This window comes from Sulfitobacter sp. DSM 110093 (assembly GCF_022788715.1).
Lineage (GTDB): Bacteria > Pseudomonadota > Alphaproteobacteria > Rhodobacterales > Rhodobacteraceae > Sulfitobacter.
On record NZ_CP085169.1, the window covers coordinates 45,925 to 65,412 of the forward strand.

General features: G+C 55.9%; 14 protein-coding genes. 3 read left to right on the forward strand and 11 right to left on the reverse strand.

Annotation, left to right across the window (positions count from 1 at the left end):
- Nucleotides 1-15 precede the first annotated feature (15 nt).
- Entirely contained in the window at nucleotides 16-378 is a 363-nt protein-coding gene (locus DSM110093_RS18485; protein WP_243267945.1) for a hypothetical protein, read from the reverse strand.
- Nucleotides 375-1,757: an acyclic terpene utilization AtuA family protein gene (locus tag DSM110093_RS18490; protein ID WP_243267998.1), complete on the reverse strand. Its 1,383-nt coding sequence runs from the start codon at nucleotides 1,755-1,757 to the stop codon at nucleotides 375-377. The genes DSM110093_RS18485 and DSM110093_RS18490 overlap by 4 nt, the downstream gene beginning before the upstream one ends.
- 115 nt (nucleotides 1,758-1,872) lie before the next feature.
- Between DSM110093_RS18490 and DSM110093_RS18495 the strand changes: the two genes are divergently transcribed.
- Nucleotides 1,873-2,559, forward strand: a complete 687-nt coding sequence (locus DSM110093_RS18495; protein WP_243267946.1) for an FCD domain-containing protein — start codon at nucleotides 1,873-1,875, stop codon at nucleotides 2,557-2,559.
- 6 nt (nucleotides 2,560-2,565) lie between these two features.
- Here DSM110093_RS18495 and DSM110093_RS18500 read toward each other — a convergent pair whose 3' ends face one another.
- The 7 genes from DSM110093_RS18500 to DSM110093_RS18530 all read right to left on the reverse strand — a co-directional run bounded on the left by DSM110093_RS18500 (nucleotide 2,566) and on the right by DSM110093_RS18530 (nucleotide 12,057).
- On the reverse strand, nucleotides 2,566-3,603 hold the full coding sequence (locus tag DSM110093_RS18500; protein WP_243267947.1) for a cyclase family protein: 1,038 nt from the start codon (nucleotides 3,601-3,603) through the stop codon (nucleotides 2,566-2,568).
- A complete protein-coding gene (locus DSM110093_RS18505; RefSeq protein WP_243267949.1) occupies nucleotides 3,600-5,510 on the reverse strand; it encodes a TRAP transporter fused permease subunit in 1,911 nt (636 codons plus the stop codon). Before DSM110093_RS18505 ends, DSM110093_RS18500 begins: the two co-directional genes overlap by 4 nt.
- A gap of 86 nt (nucleotides 5,511-5,596) precedes the next feature.
- Nucleotides 5,597-6,616 carry a TAXI family TRAP transporter solute-binding subunit gene (locus DSM110093_RS18510; protein WP_243267950.1) on the reverse strand — a complete coding sequence of 340 codons (1,020 nt, stop codon included), beginning with the start codon at nucleotides 6,614-6,616 and terminating at the stop codon, nucleotides 5,597-5,599.
- Between the two features lie 982 nt (nucleotides 6,617-7,598).
- A complete protein-coding gene (locus DSM110093_RS18515; protein WP_243267951.1) occupies nucleotides 7,599-7,835 on the reverse strand; it encodes a BrnA antitoxin family protein in 237 nt (78 codons plus the stop codon).
- A gap of 43 nt (nucleotides 7,836-7,878) precedes the next feature.
- Entirely contained in the window at nucleotides 7,879-9,150 is a 1,272-nt protein-coding gene (locus tag DSM110093_RS18520) for a glycosyltransferase (protein WP_243267952.1), read from the reverse strand.
- A 117-nt stretch (nucleotides 9,151-9,267) separates the two neighbouring features.
- Nucleotides 9,268-9,909, reverse strand: a complete 642-nt coding sequence (locus DSM110093_RS18525; RefSeq protein ID WP_243267953.1) for a response regulator transcription factor — start codon at nucleotides 9,907-9,909, stop codon at nucleotides 9,268-9,270.
- A 150-nt stretch (nucleotides 9,910-10,059) separates the two neighbouring features.
- Nucleotides 10,060-12,057, reverse strand: a complete 1,998-nt coding sequence (locus tag DSM110093_RS18530) for a response regulator (protein WP_243267954.1) — start codon at nucleotides 12,055-12,057, stop codon at nucleotides 10,060-10,062.
- Between the two features lie 273 nt (nucleotides 12,058-12,330).
- On the opposite strand from DSM110093_RS18530, the gene DSM110093_RS18535 reads away from it, so the two are divergent.
- Together DSM110093_RS18535 and DSM110093_RS18540 are read left to right on the forward strand one after the other, a co-directional pair.
- Entirely contained in the window at nucleotides 12,331-13,965 is a 1,635-nt protein-coding gene (locus DSM110093_RS18535) for a BapA prefix-like domain-containing protein (protein ID WP_243267955.1), read from the forward strand.
- A gap of 239 nt (nucleotides 13,966-14,204) precedes the next feature.
- Nucleotides 14,205-16,040 carry a BapA prefix-like domain-containing protein gene (locus tag DSM110093_RS18540; protein ID WP_243267956.1) on the forward strand — a complete coding sequence of 612 codons (1,836 nt, stop codon included), beginning with the start codon at nucleotides 14,205-14,207 and terminating at the stop codon, nucleotides 16,038-16,040.
- A gap of 578 nt (nucleotides 16,041-16,618) precedes the next feature.
- Here the strand turns inward: DSM110093_RS18540 and DSM110093_RS18545 are convergent.
- Both DSM110093_RS18545 and DSM110093_RS18550 read right to left on the reverse strand, forming a co-directional pair.
- The gene (locus tag DSM110093_RS18545) at nucleotides 16,619-17,596 is read right to left on the reverse strand and encodes a response regulator (protein ID WP_243267957.1); all 978 of its coding nucleotides are present in this window, start codon (nucleotides 17,594-17,596) and stop codon (nucleotides 16,619-16,621) included.
- A 723-nt stretch (nucleotides 17,597-18,319) separates the two neighbouring features.
- Nucleotides 18,320-18,532: an antitoxin VbhA family protein gene (locus tag DSM110093_RS18550; protein WP_243263313.1), complete on the reverse strand. Its 213-nt coding sequence runs from the start codon at nucleotides 18,530-18,532 to the stop codon at nucleotides 18,320-18,322.
- Nucleotides 18,533-19,488 lie beyond the last annotated feature (956 nt).

Genomic DNA, 19,488 nt, shown 5'->3' on the forward strand with positions numbered 1-19,488 from the left:
AATCGGGCGCGGTGATTAGTCGTGAAGCGCAAATGCCAGCTCAGCTGGGACTGTGATTGGTAGCTCCAGCAGCCGGAACGATTGCGACTTTCCGTGCCCGTCCAAATTTAGGCTGCCGTTCACGCCGCCCTCGAGCGCGCCGTCCAATACGAAGTTCATGCCATTCAGACGCGGCAATAGATACCTGCGCACTCGAGTTGTTCCACGATGTGCGAAAAGTTCGTTGACCCGCATCTCAGTCACCTGCTGGCACAACAAGGGATAAGCCGCTTCGTGATATGCGAATACACACACGCTCAATCGCTCGCCCTTGTCGCCAGCTCTGGCATGGGCCAGTGCGTAAAGCGCAGTTTCAATGTTGTTAGAGTCTGCGTTCATAGGAAGGTGACCTTTGTTTCGATCTCTCGTTTGGGCACAAGGAAGGATACCGTATGAATTCGTTCCACATGGCTTTGTCGAACGCCACCACCCCCTGCGGGGCCACAACATAGCAACGCCAACACTTCCTGCGTTGCCGCCATAACCTGGGCCTTGTCATCACTTTCCACAGCAAGACGGACCCGTAAATCTGCCGCTTGCGCGTCGGAGATTGTAGCTTGCAATGCTCCATCATCGCTGTCGAAGATGCTGGCAATACCGATCACATCTAGACGACTCCTCAGGTTCAAACCGCGGATGCTCATGCGTTCTTTGAGGGTTGCTACGGCACGACGCGCACGGGGTAGGGCGTTCAGGCCAGCATATGAGATCTCTCCTTCGCCCAACCAGCCACCGCGCAGACTGACCGTAACCTTGTAGCTATCGGTGGCGGGGTGCCCGCGAACGCCACTTAATTCAATTTGGTTCTCAGCGACCTTCGTGATCTCAGCTTCGCTGATATCTGCGACTACATCTGGTGTGATATAGGCGGCGGGGTCGTGGACCTCATAGAGCAGTTGCTCGCGGCCGGTCTGCACGTCCACACGCCCGCCGGTTCCATTTGCTTTAGTGATGGTTACGCGACCCTCTGCGCTTATCTCTGCCACAGGAAAACCGATGCGCGCGGGGTCGGGCACATCCTTTTTGCCGGGGTCACCAAAGTAGCCACCGCAAATTTGCGAACCGCACTCCAGAAGATGCCCCGCCATCGTGCCAATGGCCATCTTATCCCAGTCACTGGGAGACCAACCGAGGCCGTGAATTAATGGCCCTAAGGCGAGTGCGGGATCAGCCACGCGACCAGTCACCACAACATCAGCGCCTTCGTCTAGGGCCTGTGCTATACCCTCTGCCCCGATATAAGCATTCGCGGCCAATATGCGGGCTGGATCCAGACTGTAGTCTGACGGCGTCCCTTCCCAGGGTGACAAGGTAATATCGGCGATCTTGGCGCGTAAATCGTCCCCCTCTACTACCGCAATACGAGGTCGCCGAGCGCCGGCGGTTTTGGCGAGCTTATGGATTGCTCTAGCTGCCGCACGAGGATTGGCTGCGCCGAAGTTTCCAATGATCGGAATTTCGGCATCCAAACACTGCGCGATGATTGGTCCAACAAGCTGCTCTAAAAGCGGTTCATAGCCGCTCTGCGGATCATGTTGGCGCGCTTTTTGGGCCAAGGCTAAAGTCCGCTCGCCGAGTGTCTCAAGCATCAAAACCGAAGGTCGCCCATCGGCGATGAGATGCGCAACAACGGCTTGTGGCGCGTCCACCCGATCACCGGAGAAACCCGCGCCGCAGCCAATCAGCATCTCGCTATAAGGGGGTGAAAATTTTTTCATGTTGATGGTTTTATCATTATGAATAATATTGTCAATAATATTACATATTAAACTTTCCGGAAGCGGATTGCCGTTTGCAGGACAGAATGTGAAAGTGGCCAAAACAGGAGACGTCATGAACAAGAAGGCAAACCCTGGCAGTGAAAATGATCGCCTTACGGATCAGAACCGGATTATCGCTGAAATTGAATCAGACATCATCTTCGGCCATTTGCATCCGCGAGAGCATCTTGTCGAAGACCAGCTAATCGAGCGTTTCGCTACGACCCGTCACAAGGTTCGCACTGCTTTAACCGAACTGATTCAACGCGGTCTTGTCGTGCAGGTGCGAAACAAGGGTGCGCGCGTCCAAAACTACACTGCTGACGAGGTGCGCGGCCTCTATGACATTCGGAATGCGCTCCAGACACAGGCCATTAAGCGCATGGCGTTCCCTCTCAAGCCGGAGGTGGTAAGGTCCTTGCAGGACCTGCACGAAGAACACATCACTGCAGGTGAAAACGGTGCGCTTCAGGAGATGTATGAGCTCAACAACCGGTTTCACGAGGTCTTTTTTGAGGCTTGTGAACTCCCTGTGCTGGCCAACGCGATACGTGACTACGCGTTTCGCACTCATCCGATCCGCTCACGGGGGTTTTATGACGATACCTACCGCTGCGCCGCACAGGATGATCACGCAGACATCGTTGCCGAAGCCGCCAGTCAAGATGATGGCGCACAAGAGCGCCTTATCCAGATCAATCTGCGCCACACCAACCGCCCCCGTGACATGTATCTGAGCGCAAATTTTCCGTCTAGCTAAGAGGAGCTATACCGTCGCAACTGGCGTTACAGGCGACCCAACCGCGCCAGGTAAGCGAAGAGGCGGAGCCGTCAGAAAGAACCGTGATCTACCCCTTGCGCGCAGCCACTCATTAAGCGGGCCCAAGCGCCACAATTCTCCAAGGTGAATTCCGAGCTTGAACAAGCAATGCTCGTGCAGGGGGAGAGATGAACCTTGCGGCCCCACGGGCGTGCGTTTTGTTTGCTCAACCGCATAATTGTCCGCGATTAAGACTGCGATGCCGCTTTCGGTGATCCAGTCGCGGAGGTCCTCATCTTGCCCATCAAGGACAGCAAAACTTCTCGCTAGCTTTTCCGCATCAGGCGTTCGGTTCATGCCCAGAAGGGCTTCCGCGAAGCCAGTGTGTAAGCAAAGCATGTCGCCAGCCTCAACCGCTATCTCATCTCTTTCCAGAACTTCCCGAAACATGGCGCCGGTCACGAGAGTGCGACCAGAACCAAAATGCCGAAGTAGATCGACCATGACGCCACGCCCTTGAACGCCAGTTTCAGCCATCCGCTCGATACCAAGGCGCTGAGCTTGGACGCCCTCCGGGCCCATGCCGCACCCGACATGTCCATCCCCAGTGGTTATGTGTTCGCCACCACGCCAACCGTTGTAATAGACAATTTCTGCGTCGCCATCACCGTCAGCATCAAAACGGGCTCCGACATGGCAAAGGGAATCCCACTGCGTTGAATATTGCATATGCAACAGGACTGCATCATCGCAGATCACATCTGTGATCGCAGGATCCTCGCGTGCGATGTCGTAATTGAAATTCGCGCTATCGTCGCGGATTGTCGCGAAGTGACGCGGAGGGCCGCGTCGGGGGTTCAAGAAGCTGCCACCGGGATAATCCAATGGAAGCGACAAGCAAAAACTCCGGCCTTCTTGAATTTCCTGCGCGGCCTGCCGGGTTCTCTCACTGGTGAGCAAGTTTAGCCGACCTCGTTCGTCATCGGGGCCGAATTCGCCCCAGTTCGAACCATCAGGCCGGTTGATCCAACGGCCAGCACTCATGGTTTTGCCGCCGTATAGGTCGCATTACCGTTCCGCCGCAGGGCTAAGATATGCACCAGCCCTAACAACGAAAAGCCCAGTATATCCGTATACCCGCCTGGCCAAATCAGCGCCAAGGCACCGAGCATTAGCATGCCACGAAATAGCCATCCACCAGCTCGATGGCCAGGTAGCACCATTCCCACCTGCGCTGCGGCAAGAGCATAAATGCCGATGCACGCGGTTAGCAAACTGTAGGTTATGCCAAAGGTAATACCATCGGTCAGCAGAAGCTCGGGGTGATAAACAAATACGAAAGGGACGATGAATCCAGGCAAAGCTAGTTGAACCGCAATCATGCCGACCTTCATCGGGTTCGTATCCTTGCCTGCGATGGACGCCGCAATGAAGTTACTTGGACCGACTGGTGGCGTAATCGATGACAGCGCCGCAAAGTAAATCAAGAATAAGTGAGCAACCATTGGCTCTACACCACTCGAAATCAGCGCGGGAGCGACTAGAACGGCCATCAGAAGGTAACAAACGATGGTCGGCAAACCTAAGCCAAGAATAATTGAGGTGATTGCTGTAAGCACCAGAAGCAAGGGGAGGCTCTCCCCAGCTACCCCTTCGAGAATTTGAGAGAGAACGAGACCCAAGCCTGTGGTGCTGGTTAGGCCTGCGATGATGCCAGCGGCGGCGATGATCCCAACGATAACTGCCGCATTGCGGGCACCCTCGATCAGCCCTTGAAAGAGGTTTCGGATAGCAAAGACAAGAGAGCGGTTCTCGGCTAAATCGACCAGTGCGATGGAACAAAAAGCATAGAAGCCTGCTCGAGGTGGCGTGTAGCCCTGCACCAGCATTGCGATCAGGACAATGATAGGTAGGAACTTCAACCAGCCGCCAAAAAAGAAATCGTCCTTCAAATCTATGGCATCAGACAGGTTGGTGGTTTCGACCCCCGCCAAATGATCGCGGGCGGCTCTCAGATCAACCATTACGAAGATGCTGAGGTAGAACATGATTGCCAGCGGAATGCTTGCTAGCATCACGTTAGTATAGGTAATGCCGAGAATGTCGACCATTAGGAAGGCCGCGCCGCCGAGGATGGGTGGCACGAACTGCCCACCGACACTCGCCGTCGCCTCAACGGCGGCCGCAAACGGTCCAGAGAAACCAGTGCGCTTCATCAGCGGAATGGTGAATGCTCCGGTGCTCGCCGTGTTGCCATAAGCAGTGCCCATCACGGCACCAAGGCTGCCGCTGGCGATGACGGCGACTTTTGCCGGCCCACCGCGAGTTCGACCAAGCGCCTTTTGGGATTTTACTAGCAAAAAGTCTATGAAGCCAAGCTGGCCTAGATATGCTGCGAAGAGCACAAACAATACAATATAGCTTGCTGAAACACCGGTGATTGACCCGTAAATCCCCCGCCCAGTCAAGAATAATGCCTGAACGATTTGAGTGAAATCGAGCCCAGCATGGGAGAAAGGTGCCGGCAGGTTCGCGCCGGCAAGAGTGTAAACGATGAAGAACAGGGCGATAATCGGGATGCTCGGTCCAGCTACGCGCCAAGCTGCCACCAACGCCATCAACAGCGCGATCAACCCAAGGCCGATTTCCGTGGATGATGGCGGCAAACCCGCGAACTGCCACATCTGCGGATACCAGTAGTAGGCATAAGCAGTGACCAGAACGATCCCGACGATCCCAATAGTCCCAATCGCGCGTGATAAGCGGTCCGGTGCCTCACGCTGCATGGCAAACAGCATTAGAAAACCCAGACCTATATGCAGGATCCGATTAAGAACTGGATCGAGAAAGAAAAAACCTGCGGCTAGCACCACGGTAACGGCACCGAAAATAAGGGCGCAGAGATCGGCAAACCGACTTCTACCACGTGCGGGGATCTCGTCGACCGTCATGGATTTTCTCCCGTAGGTTGCGGATCAGAACCGCATAAAGTGCCTATAATCTTCGGGCGCGGCACTTTTGGCCGCGCCCCATGAGTTTACCAGATGCCAATTTCTTTGAAGTAGCGGACCGCTCCAGAATGGTAGTCAAAGCCCTGATCCACTATGAACTCGCGCGATGCTAATGCATTCTCCGGCACCCATTGGCTGCCATTCGAGTGGACAGAGGCAAGTTTGTCCGGGTTTTCATAGAGTGCTTTCGTCAACGCATAGGCGGTGTCATCGTCCATCTGGTCATTCACGATCATGATGGAAGGTAGAACAACTGTTGTGACTGGGCTCTCTTGGCCTGTGTAAGTGCCAACCGGGATGACACCCGTAGCCATGAAGGGCATGACCTTTTGTAGTGTGGCGATTTCATCTTCTGTTCCTGAAATCAGACGGGCGTTTGCCGAACTGGTGGCATCGACCACGGCGCCAGTCGGAATGCCGGGCGTAACAACCATAACCTCCAGGTCGCGGTTTTTGAGAGCCTCGGATTGCGCCTGATGGCCGATCCGGGCAGGATTGATGTTGTCGAGTGATCCTGCGATTGCTTGTATTGCCCCGGTCGTTACCTCAAACGATGCGCTGCCAGGTTCACCAACGCCGACTACGTAACCGCTACCGAACGCATCTGCCCAGCTGTCGATCCCAGATTCATCTCGAACGACAACCTGCATGAAATTCGCGTGACCCGCACCGATGACGCGGATCTTATCAGCATCGACAGTGCCGTCATTGACGCCGTTACGCATACTCGTGGCGAGCGACAGGCCAATATGCAGATCGTTCCCGGCGCTCAGGCGCCGTGCGTTTTCCATAGATCCCGCTGTTGTAATCGGCGTAACGACTGTCCCGAGAGCATCCCCAAACACCTTGGCAAAACCATTTCCGAGAACAAACCAGACACCGCCCTCACTGGCGGTCCCAAGTCGTAGCGAACCATCAGCCACTGCAGGCAACGCGCCGCTAATGGAGAGCGTCGCGGCAAGGGCGATTGTAGTTTTCCTAAGTGCTCCGAGCGATGCTGCAGACAGCACCGACAATAAAGAGCTGATATTACAGCTAAATTTCATTTCATTCCTCCTCCGAATTTATTATAAATAACATTATTGACAATTATGTCAATGGTTCCGATGCGCTTCATTGGCTAGGTAACCAGGCTCAAATCAACCGAGATATTGACGCTTTGTCTAATCCTCGAGCGTGGAGGCCTTGAAGGTTTTTGACCGATCTGGAAAAACCACTGCCGGTTTGAGAGCTTAATCCACTGCTCATTACCCACCAAAAGGATAAGCTATGTGACAGTTCAAATATAAAGGCCGCGGTTTTTCTTCAGGAAAGCTTGGGGACCACACTCAATACAAAAGCTAATCTCGGACCGTGAATAGAGCGGAATCTGCGATCCTCAGTATTTCTCAGACTGTTGCACTAACTTAGCCGTTGAGCCAAGTTTTCGCTTTTGAGGTTGATTATCCCGCGCCACATCATCCTCTGTGTGTTGCGGTAGGTAGTATCTGCATTATCCGCAGCCCTACCAAGATGTGGTCGACCTACTGGAGGAGCATGGGATCACTGCCAGTCGGTCGACCGTTTATCTCTGGGTGATTAAGTTTAGACCCGGATTGACTAGGCGAACCGATCGCGAGCGAGATTACCATGGTTATGAGCAGCGAGTTTGAATCGCGCTTGATCTGCCGTGACACCCCAGCATATTCGATGGTGTATCCTGGCGGAAGCATGGTTTTGGCCGCCTCTTCCAGCACCGCGAGCCCTTGGGCGTTTGTTGAGAGAGGTCCGATGACTGATCAGTTATTTGCGATAGGCATCACGCACATTGAAGTTCGATGCTGGGAATGCGGGCACAAAGTTATTCGCAAGCCGGGCGATGTGCGTGAGGGCATCACGGAGCATGAGTTTGAAAAGCGGTCAGTCTGCAGATGTGGCACTGGGTGGCCTCAAGTCACCCAGTTTCCAAAGAAAAGTCCCCGTCGGTGCGGATACATCCCACGGGCGCACATCTAGTGGTGTATCGGTTGGACGGGCATACTGTCGAGATTATCCGGCTCCTGCATTGTGCCCAGAACCTGACAGCGTTTTTGCTTGAGCCGTGATGTTCGTTAGCGCGACCTTGCGCAAAGCATCGTTGATCCGGCTTTGCCAGCCCGAACCTTCTGCCTTGGGTCGTCCACGCTGAAGGGTTGCACTGGCGGACTTGTCGGCCCAGTAGGGCGCATTCAGATCCGGTGCGTCGTCCTCAGAAGCGGTCGGCATATGCTTTTTGTTCTCGCTCATTGGCTTTGATGATGCGTCGCGCGGCAGACGTTTGGGTTGGGCCTCAGGGCATATTTCTAGGTGAGTTGGCGGTCTCTTGGGCGTTCCCGATCCGGGCTGCGCGATTGGACATCGCTTGTCGGAAGAGCGTCATGTAGCGGGGGGCTGTGACAGATAGGTCGTATTGCGCGCGCGCGAGGTTCCGAGCCTTCTGCCCATAACGAAAGCGTCGCGCTGGATCGTCTAGGAGGGCGAGGATTGCGTTGATCCAAGCATCGTCGTTGTCGGGAAGCAGCTGTCCGTTGACATCGTCTTGGATCATCTCAGCTGCATATCCACGGTCGGGTGCTAGGACGCAGCCACCGCGCCCCAGTATTTCCATCAAACCCCAATTTGCGACACCGAACTTTAGGGGGTAGAGGAAAAGGTCTACTTCTGTGATCCGCTTTGAGAATTCATCGTAAGGCAGTTTGCCGGGAAATTCGATCACCTTTGCGGCGCGGGGGTGCTTAAGCATTAGGTGATCGCGGAAAGTTTTGATCTGGCCGTTATGTGCGCGCGTGACAGCTTGTTGTTCGTAGCCATAAGTCACTTCCTCGGCGCCGCCGAAGGCAATGAATTGCGCATCAACGCCCTGTGACACCAGTTTGTCGACCAGCCTCACATAGGTTTCAAAGCCTTTGGCTGATGACAGATCGCGTGCCGCGAAACCGATTGTCATCTTCTCGCGGCCGCCGGTCACAGGTGCAGGCATTGATGTGAAATCAAACCCCTCCATTTGCACTTCGATATTGGAGCGCAGGGCAGGGGGGAACATGCTCTTTGCATGTTGGCTGGGGCAGATCACCAGGTCGCTGCAGACGGCTTGGTGAAAGTTCAGCATCTCAGCATTTCGGTCTGCGATCCGTTGTGACAAGTCGGGTGGATAGGCGGGGTCCCAGCCATGCGCCCGGAAGCTTGGGAATTCGATGTAGCTGACAATGGCCGCGTCGATTTCATCGTAGAGGAAATGCGGCGCACCCCAAAGGGAGTGGGCCACTACCACGTCGATCTTCGTATGTTTGCGCAGGTCGCGTAGAGCGTTGAGTAGCCCTCTGCCGATGCGGGCTGAGCGTTCCACTTTGGCTGAATAGTAGTACCGATCATCGCTCAAAATTGGGCCATCCGGGCGAAACCCAAGAATATGATTGCCGCGCTGTCGGTTGCGTTTCATATGTCCTGGCGTGGTTAGAAAGTAGCTTTCGGCCAGGCCTGAATGGCGCAGGTAGTCGCATAGCAGGCCGAACTGGCCGGGATATACGGCACCTGCAAAGACGATAACTGGTTTGCTCACCATTGGCTCCGTTTTCGGGCCTCCCCCAGCCGTTATGGAGGGGGGGTGGTGTGAGCGTAGCGCACATAAACTTGTGGGTGCAACTAAGGTTGAGGCGCTGTGAGGTTGCTGTTTCTTCGCTCAGAAGATGTTCATGTCGCGGGCGACAATGACCGCTTGGGTGCGGTTGTTTGCACCCAGCTTGGCGCAGATGGATTTCACATGCATCTTGACGGTTGCTTCGGCCAGACCCAGTTCGGTTCCGATCTCGCGGTTGGGTTGGCCTTGGGCGAGAAGGGCTAGAACGGTCATTTCGCGTTCTGATAGAGGGGAATTGCTTGATACTTTACTGACTTTGGCGCGTGGCCGGTCGATAAGCTCGACTGGAACGTACCGCCCGCCGTTGGCCATAAAACGTATCTCGTTGGTGAGGCTCTTAAGCGATTCCGTTTTGAGGACGATGCCTGCGCCGCCCAGAGCAAGTGCTTCTGACACGACATGCGCTGTGGGATTGCTGGTCAGAATTCCGACGGGCTTGCCCCCGTTCCGCTCGAGGGCTTTTGACAGGCCTGTAATCCCGTTCATGCCTGGCATGTCGAGGTCTACCAACACCAGATCAAAAGGTCCTTCCGCGTCGATCTTGTCGAGCGCGGTCTCAAGGTCGGGCGCGGTCTGTGCCTCAAAGTCGGGGAGGTTTGAGAGGAACTGCTCAAACATTTCCAATACCATCGCATGGTCATCTGCGATTAGGATCCGGGTTGGTTTGGTTTGAGGGGACGTCATATTACTCATCTTTGATTTACGAAACCCCTGGGTAAAGTCCTCAAGTCAACACTATCGACGGACGGCATTAATCGACAAAGGCCGAACAAAAAAGGACCGTTTATCGGCCCGGACGCTAGATTTATCACGAAACCTCAGCGAAGCAAGCGATCATCTGTTATCGGGTGAACTTGATCCAAGCGTGTGTATGGCTTTTTGCGTCGCGTCTAATGCTTCCCTTGCGCCCTCGAGTGCAACTTGCTGTGTCGTTTCGGAGGTGTCGAGAGAAAGCTCTACTTGGCGCAGGCCGTGTTCCAGCAACTTAAGGCCCGTAAGGCCGGAAGACCCGGTTGCGGCGTGCAGCAAGCGCTTGGTTTCGGCGCTCTGCTTGCCGGGTGTGATCTCATCAAGGATCGCCCGTGCCTCGGCATGGGCGCGCATCATGAACCCCACGGCAGCCTCTTGGCCAAGCTGCTTGGTCAGGTCTTTGACTGTTCTTGCTGAGAATGGTTCTGCCAAGGTGGCGGGGGTCTTTTTTATTGGTTGGGCGCTGCCGTCTGTGGCGGAGACTGTGTTGTCATCCTTGCTGTGGGCTGCACAGTAGACCGCGTGGCAAAGCGCAGCATTGCGGATGGGCTTTTCCAGCAGCCGGACCATTCCGAGGGCGAGACATGCCTCACGCAGCTTGTCGTTAACATGCGCTGTCAGACCAAGGATCAGCCCGTCCCATTCCAGTCTGCCCTTTGATTGTTCATCTCGGATGCCGCGCAGCAGCTCGACACCGTTTATATGGGGGAGGGTCATGTCGGTCAGCAGAAGGTTAATGTTCTGCGCGGCGTCGGGCCGTTGCAGAATACGCATTGCTCGCAATCCGTTCTCGACCCCTTCGACCTGCGCGCCCGCTTGGCTCAGGCTGTGAACCAGCCAATCTCGGCTTGAGGGGCTGTCCTCTACGACCAGTATCCCAAGGCCTTTTAGCAGTCCATCGCTGCTCGGCGTGGCGTCTGGATCCTCTGCTGTGGTATCTGCAGCTGCGCCGGGCAATGAGAAAGTCGCGCGTAAGATTGTCCCGGCGACAGGTTGTGTGGTGTCTATCAGCGGTTCGCCGTCATGGGCTCGGTCAAGAAGTTCGAGATGGCCGCCCAGGTGGCTGATGGCATGGGCTAGGACGCTCATCCCGGCGCTGGTCCGCTCTGTCTTGGCGTCGGTGCTCCGGTCTATGCGTGTTGCGTCAATATTGCTTCCCAACAGCCGCGCCTTTTGGGCATCGGGTATACCGCCGCCCTGATCTGCGACCTGAACGGTGATGATGTTTTCGCTCTGCCTTTTGGTGTCTTGCTGTCTTGGGCCGGGGGCGCATGTAACATGTATGTCGATGGCTTCCCCGCCATGTTTGCCTGAATTGTCGAACATGTTCTGGAGCAGGGCGCGCACCAGATGGACGGGCCCGTGAAGCCGGAGTTGGTCTTGTGGCTCTACGGTCAGGGTCACGCTCGCGCCTCGCCCGTGCACGATGGGCTTGATCATATCGACGATTGTTCGTGCTTCTTCGCCCAGGTCGAAGTCCTCGTCGGCTTGTAGGTCGGCGCTGGTCAGTTCCCCCCGGATCACGCGGATCACTTTTTCTATGTGAGTGAGGGCGAGTTGCGCAGACTTCTGCACGTCTGCGGTGCGCGGATTGGGCGCTGCAGCTGCGCCTTTCTCTTGCTCAAAGAGTGTTTCTGCGGAGGCTAAGACAGATTGGATTGGTGTTCTTAGGTCGTGGGCAACCCGAAGCAGGGTCGCTGCGCGCGCGCGGTTTTGTAGTTGCACAGCCTCTTGATCAGTTTCGACCAAGCGCAGCAGGAAAGTTTCGGCATTGCCAAGAGAGAGGTGTACCAGCTCTCCCTCGAGCTGTGTTGCTTTATAAGTTGTGGATACCGCAACGCTGCCGCTGCGCTGTGCGCGGGCGCAGAGTGTGGGCCAGCTAAAGGTCGCCTTGAGAGCCGCCACGTCCAGCCCCAATTGATTGGCAGGGGGGTTTGAAAGTAGGATTTCTGCCTTCCCTGTTGCGAGTATCGCAATGCGCCGATCGGTGGATATTAAGCGTGCGATCGCCTGCAGAACAGGTCTGACTTTTGCTGCGTTCAAAGCCGATTCTTTTTCCTCGGGCATTTGGTTCTCCAGCATGCTTTGTTCTTCTGGTGGGCAGGAGGGGTAACATACCGATCCAAGTGGGCCGTTGGGATGCTGCGATCCTGAGGGGCTATCGTCAACCGCGTGGGTTCCCTTGATGAGCATTTGGCTGGATATCGGGGTGTATGAGCAACGCAAGGTGCACATGTCTAAAAGTATGTAAGCTATCCATTGACCGCAACTTTAGTATGTGATCTCGTTATTGAGAAACTGGGTGGACCAATGGTCACGCTCCCAAGGGGCGTTGGATAGATAGAGGAAGAAGAGATGGCGATTACTGAGCTCCAGGCTGGCGGCCTAGCCAACGTGAAGATAGATGCCGCCAAAGGTGACATTTCCAGATACGTAAAGTCAGGGGACAACCTTGTTGTAGAGTTGCGTGATGGCGGTAAGATCGTCGTATCTGACTTCTACGAAGCTGCGGCTGGCGGTGTGCCGCACAAGCTGATGCTGGCTGATGGTACGTTCAGCGGCGTTGAAGGGACCTTTGATGACACGGAAGAGGTTGCCGGTCTTGGTGGCAACATGGAGCAAATCGGTGCTGGGCTGGGCGCTCTGACCACAGCTTCTCTCGCGTTTGCTGATGACAGCGATGATGAGGCCGATCCGGCAGACCCTACCGATACGACTGATCCGACGGACACAACTGATCCTACAGATACAACAGATCCGACCGATCCGACGGACACAACCGATCCGACGGACACAACCGACCCGACGGACACAACCGACCCGACAGACACAACTGATCCAACCGATCCGACGGACCCCACTGAGCCTACGGATGAGGCGGACACTGGATTGCTTGATCCCGTGCTTGGGGATGAAGGCGTGCTGGGTGGTCTCACCGGGAACGATGGGCTGTTGGGAGACCTGACCGGGTCCGATGGCTTGCTGGGAGATTTGGTTGGCAACGACGGGCTTTTGAGCCCCGTTACCGGAGAGGATGGCCTGGTTGGCACCCTAACGGGCAGCGGCCTTTTGGGCAGCAGTGACGGGTCTGGTAGTTTGACTGGAGGACTTGTGTCTGATGACGGTCTTTTGGGCGGCGTCCTTGGCGGGACCGGGCTGACCGATGGTTTGCTGGGCGAAGGTGGCGCAGTGGACGGTATCGTTGAAACCGTAGAAGGCGTTCTTGATGGCGTTATCGGTGATGGCGGTATTCTTGGCGGCCTGCTCGGCGGTGAAGGTGGCGTGCTAGATGGTGTCCTTGGTGACGAGGGTGTTGTTGGCGGCTTGCTTGGCGGCGAAGGGGACCTTCTTGGAGGTCTGCTCGGCGGCGAGGGTGGCGTGCTAGACGGTGTTCTTGGTGACGAGGGTGTTGTTGGCGGCTTGCTCGGCGGCGAAGGGGATCTTCTTGGAGGTCTGCTTGGCGGCGAGGGTGGCGTGCTAGACGGTGTTCTTGGTGACGAGGGTGTTGTTGGCGGCTTGCTCGGCGGTGAGGGTGGCGTGCTAGACGGTGTTCTTGGTGACGAGGGCCTCGTTGGTGGCTTGCTCGGCGGTGAAGGTGGCGTTCTTGGCGGCCTTCTCGGCGGGGACGGCGGACCAGCTGATGTCGTCTCTGGTACGGTTGAGGACCTGTTGGCCACCGTGGGGGCTGAGGATGGTTTGCTTGATCCGGTGATCGCGGACGGCGGTCTGCTTGGCGACCTGACGGGGAACGAAGGCCTACTGGGTGACGTGACCGGGTCCGAGGGCTTGGCCGGTGATCTTGTTGGAGATATGGGCCTGCTGGCTGATGTAACCGGCGAGGACGGATTGCTGGGTGATCTCACCGGTGTCGGCCTGCTGGGAGCGGGTAGTGATGGGGGTCTGCTTGGCAATCTAGGCGGCGATCTGCTGGATGGTCTCGGTGGTGACGGCATGCTCCTGAGCCTCTCGGCTTCGGTGGATGGCGCGTAAACAGACTGTTTCTAACTTCTCGCACTTACCAAAAGCCCCGCTGAAAGGCGGGGCTTTTCCCTTAATTTCAAGGCGCTCAGCGATTTCATACCGGGGGCGGGATCTGAGATGAGGGTGGCAAAGCCCCCCCCATTCAGGATTGACAACCAGAGTAACGCCTGTTTCTCATATACTTAAGTTATTTATACATACTTTAGAAGTACGCCTCTCCCAAGGCGGCCCCCATGAGGAGTTTGCACATGGCAGATCGAACCATCCAAGCCGGTTCTGAAATTGGCATCAAGATTGACGTTAACCGTTCCGACATTGAGCGCTACGCCAGACAGGGGGATGACTTGTTCATTACCCTTGCGAACGGGGATGTGATCACAGTCAATGATTTTTACATTCCAGCAGCGGACGGTTCTTTGCATAGTTTGGTTCTGGCCGACGGGACCGAGAGCGGGGTCGAAGGTGATCCTCTTGTCGGTGGTAGCGGTGAGATGTCTAATGAGGGTTTGATCGCGGCGGCGGCAGGTGGCTTAGGTCTAATTGGTGCCGCGGCCAGCAGTAGCGGTGGGGGAGACGACGATCCTACGGACCCGACCGATCCGACTGATCCTACGGACCCAACCGATCCGACTGATCCCACGGACCCGACCGATCCGACTGATCCCACGGACCCAACCGATCCAACTGATCCTACGGACCCGACCGATCCGACTGATCCTACGGACCCAACCGATCCGACTGATCCTACGGACCCGACCGATCCGACTGATCCTACGGACCCAACCGATCCGACTGATCCCACGGACCCGACCGATCCGACTGATCCTACGGACCCAACCGATCCAACTGATCCTACGGACCCGACCGATCCCACGGATCCGACCGATCCGACTGATCCTACGGACTCGAGTGATCAAGGCCTCCTTGATCCGGTGATCTCTGACGATGGCCTCCTCGGTGATCTGACAGGGAACTCTGGGGTTCTGGGAGACATCACGGGCTCTGAGGGATTGCTTGGCGATCTGATCGGCGAGGGTTCCCCGCTTGGTGCCGTGGGAGATGACCTTCTAGGCCAGCCGTTGTTGGGAGATGGCGTTGCTGATGACAGCGTAGGCATTCTCGACGGGGTCCTCGCGGATGGGGGACTGTTGGGTGATCTCACCGGTAATTCGGGTGTGCTCGGTGAGGTGACAGGCTCTGATGGCTTGCTTGGTGACCTAGTCGGTGACGAGGGGGTTCTGTCAGACATCACTGGTTCCGGAGGGCTTGTTGGCGATCTTACCAACACAGGTACGCTTGGCGGAGGTACGGTCGAAGGAGGCGCTGATGATCTGCTGGGTGGCCTGTTGGGAGATGGCGTTCCTACGGTCCCGGCCGACCCAGCTGAGCCCACAGACCTGAATAATCAAGGCTTCCTCGACCCGGTGATCTCTGACGACGGACTTCTGGGCGATTTGACAGGAAACTCTGGGGTTCTGGGAGACATCACGGGCTCTGAGGGTCTGCTAGGCGATCTGATTGGCGAGGGCACCCCGGCGAGCACTGTGGGGGATGCTCTTTTGGGACAACCTCTCCTCGGAGATGGCGTCCCAGATGATCGCATTGGCTTGGTTGATGGGGTTATCTCTGATGGTGGCCTGCTAGGCGATCTCACCGGCAATTCGGGTGTATTAGGTGACGTAACGGGCTCTGATGGCCTGCTTGGTGACCTCGTTGGCAACGAGGGGGTTCTGTCAGACATTACCGGCTCTGGTGGGATTGTCGGCGACCTTACCAGCACTGGTACTCTTGGCGAGGGTACGTCCGCAGGAGAGGGCGGTGCCGACGATCCTCTGGGTGGACTTTTGGGTGGCGTGCTTGGCGGTCTAACTGGGGAGGAGGGCCCACTGGGTGATGTCCTTGACGGCCTGACCGGAGAAGATGGTCCGCTGGGTGACGTGCTCGGTGGTCTGACCGGAGAAGATAGCGGCTCTGGCGGTCTCGCTGGCGGATTGCTCGGCGGCGATAACCCGCTCGGCGAGACGCTTAACGAAGTCACCGATCTGCTGGGAGGGCTGACCGACGACGGCCTAGGCAGCATCTAACCGTCCCGGTTGATTTGAGAAAATATGTTGACCCCTCCGGCAGCTTTCCCGCTACCGGAGGGGTCAACGTTAACTAAGGAACTGGAGTTGCATGGCCAAGCAACGCGCCTGTTTCCACCTCTACTTTCGCTTAACCGAAACGGACGGCAGCGTGATATTCTTAGCCCACACCTTATGTGTTCGATGCCTTGCCTATCCCGATAGCGGCGACGGAAACTGAGAATGGGGGCTGCGGGAGGAAAAGGGCCAGTCGAACGATCAGGCAGCAAGCTATCCGCCGTCGGCGCGCGTTTCTTTCAGGTCCCGAGGAACGTCGCGCTCATTGGTCTGCTTTATGCGATCATTACCGCGACCGTCGTGTATTTGCTGGGAGGAGGCCGCTGGACCATACTGTTGGCGTTTTTGGTCGGAGGGGGCTGCGCGGGGAAGATTGCGGCCTTGGTCCGCGCCGATATCCTGCATGATCTCCATCCTCCTGACAGGTTGCCAGAACCTTTATCTCGAAAGAATGGCTCGGCCTCACCGTATAAACCGGAGAAGGCCGAGTTGGATGAAGCGCTTCTTTCTCCGTCAGGAGATCAACGAGCAGATGATACAGCTGACGTATGAGAGGTCGAGGCATTGTTCTTAGAGATCTGACGGCCAGCCGTCCGATCGATCGCTCTGTTGAAAGTGTTGCGTACCCGCTGCGTTCGATTGGCATTCGGTCGGACGGGCCGGCCGATCGAAAGAGTGATCGGTGCGTGGTTCGCGTCTTCCCCCCAGGGCCCCATGATCTGAAGTTCGGCTAAGACTAACTCTTCTATTTGCGGCCAGCCTGGTAGGCTGTCGCCGGTGACGATACATAATATCGTACCGCCGCCGAAATGCGCCATAAGAAGCTGCGGGCAGTCCACAACCCGGCTGATTGCGCCTGATACATTGGCGATGGCCATGGCGTATTCGCGGCTGCTGCCGCGAGAATATAAGGTCGCGATGTCCTCGATTTGCGCGCAGAAGACATGGCAGATGTTCAAGTGCTTGCGAGAAAGCTGCGAGAGATAATTTCCCAGCGAAAAGGGCGGGACCAATTGGGGCACGCCAAGAACGTGAACCGGGTCCTCTAAAGCGAAGTCGTGTTGCCCCTCGTGGCCGCCTGTCAACATCAATTTGGGGTCGAGCCGCAGCGCCACTTCTGAACTGTCTAGGAGGCGCTGGATCACGCGCAGGCGCCGTTCAACTTCTCGGACTTCGAAGGGTTTGACAATGTAGTCGTTGGCTCCGGCCGCGAACGCCTGCTCGATTGATATTGCGTCGGATTTGAGTGTCAGCATGATGATCGGCGTTGTGCGATAGCTCGAGATCGCCCGAATTTTGCGACACAACGTTATCCCGTCCATGAAGGGCATCACAATGTCCAGCAGGAGGCAATCGAAAGGCTGCGCTGACGCTTCGATGATTGCGAGCGCTTCCTTTCCCGAAGCGGCAACGGTCACATTCGCAAAATCCGTCCCTTGCAGGATTGCCGGCAAGAACTCGAGGATGAAGGGATTGTCATCGACGGCGAGGATCTTCATGTGCTTTGTCCTTTGATCATGATGCGACATGCTTGAATTAGAGTTCGCGAAGGGAAGACGCATTCAGCGGGTCCTTGCGGCTTTAAGTGCAGGCAGTCGAAACGAGCTGTTCTTTGTCGCTTGGGTCTCCAGGGCCCTTGCGACATGTTCTTTGGTATGTATCTATACTAAAGAGTGTATCCAGGATTGTGGCGATTTAATGACGTCTGGGGCTGCCCTGAATTTTGTGCTCTTCAAAGATCGCGGGGGAATAAAAGCGCCGACCATCCGCTTGTGACTGCATACGGTAATCACCCCAAATTCGCGCACATCTTCCGTCATCATTGGGAAGTTGCATGCAAATTCGGTCCGACATCTGCCTTTACCTTGGCCCCGCCGATCGAGCTGAGCTTGAAGCTCTGCAGAACAACCGCCACACATCGCGCAAGCTCAGTTAATTAACAGCAGGTCATTTGCCTGATAATAATGTCGCGCAGAGCATGGTGGTTGGAATTATGGGAAAGAATTGATGCTTGCACCATATCTTCACGATCCAGCCCCTCCCATGTCAGCTTATGACCAGCGCGTTCGGCGATGTATCGAGCATACTCCCGTAGAGTCCGCATAGCCAGTTTCAGCCAAGTCAAGGTCTTGTTGTGTTCTTAGTCCAAGCTTGTTGCGGAGTATTCCAGTGTCCGGATCAAAATATCTGTCACCACCATCATACTTATCTGACATGTCTAATTATATGGACGGTTCAAGGCGATCGAACCTTGCTTCAATCTTGGCTTTGACCTGCGCTAAGTCTATTTTTCCTGAAATGAAATTATCAAGATCGGCTAACGTATCTACGTCAAGCTCCAACCCCTCAAGGCGCTGACTATTTATTGCGCTCGCAACCACAGTCCTGCGGTCCTCGGAGGCGGTTTCGTCATAGCTTTTGTGTGTGCAGGCCATGTAATCGCCCTTTCTGCTTCCCGTGTATGTTACTCGCATCTGAAGAAAACAACAATCGAACATCTGGGGCTATGCTGCCTCCCACAGAAGATACCTTCGGGTGAGAACCGATGGTTTTCGGCAAGCCCCATCTTATGGCCCGCCGCGCCAAGACACTGCCGCCGAACGCACACTGGTCTAACGTTGAAAATGGGGCCGTTCTGGGTCTGACAGCATCCGTCCGGCTTCGGCGCTCGGACGGCGGGTCATAGTGCTTGCTAGACGTCCACCATCGTAGACATCTTGAGGTTTGGGATGGGGGGTAAGAAGGGTCAGAAAAAGCGGTTCTGGTCGGATAATGAGGCGCGGACGATTTGCGCAGGCGCGGTTTTTGTTGCGCAGGTTGCGCGTCGCTAAGCGAGGGGCGCCAGTCTGATCCACAAATGGCGCCGCGACCCTCGGCTTGCATCGGAAGGTCAGGCCTAGGAGCTTCTCGAGCCTCAGGGCGCGGTGTTTCTCCCCCTTGAGGTCGCGGGCGCGACGTCAGCGTCGTGCATCTCTCCAACAGGTCCCGTCACGGTGCGATGCGCCGACATGGCGTTGTCAGATAGTCGGCGCATTCTGGTGGAGGGACCAATCGAGCTGTCGGCGGTGCTGACGCTAGTCGAGGGACTGGGGGGTAATTCCGGCTCTCCTTGAGGGATTGAAGGAAGAGCGCTTGAAGGTATTTTCTTTCGCCCATTGGCCAAGTGTTGCGATTTTTGTCGCATGATAACAGAACGAATATTTTCCACCTGAAAAGCGGAAGGTAGGCTCCTGCGAAGTTTTTCGGTGAGTGTTTAATTTTGCCCGGCATAGTCCCGGTCCAGGCGGCGCATAAATCGGAAGGAAAGTGCCAGTGACTTAAGACCGACATTTTTCCAATGAACAAACTTTAATGGTAGGAGCGTGCGCCGTTGTGATGCAGGGCAAAACGG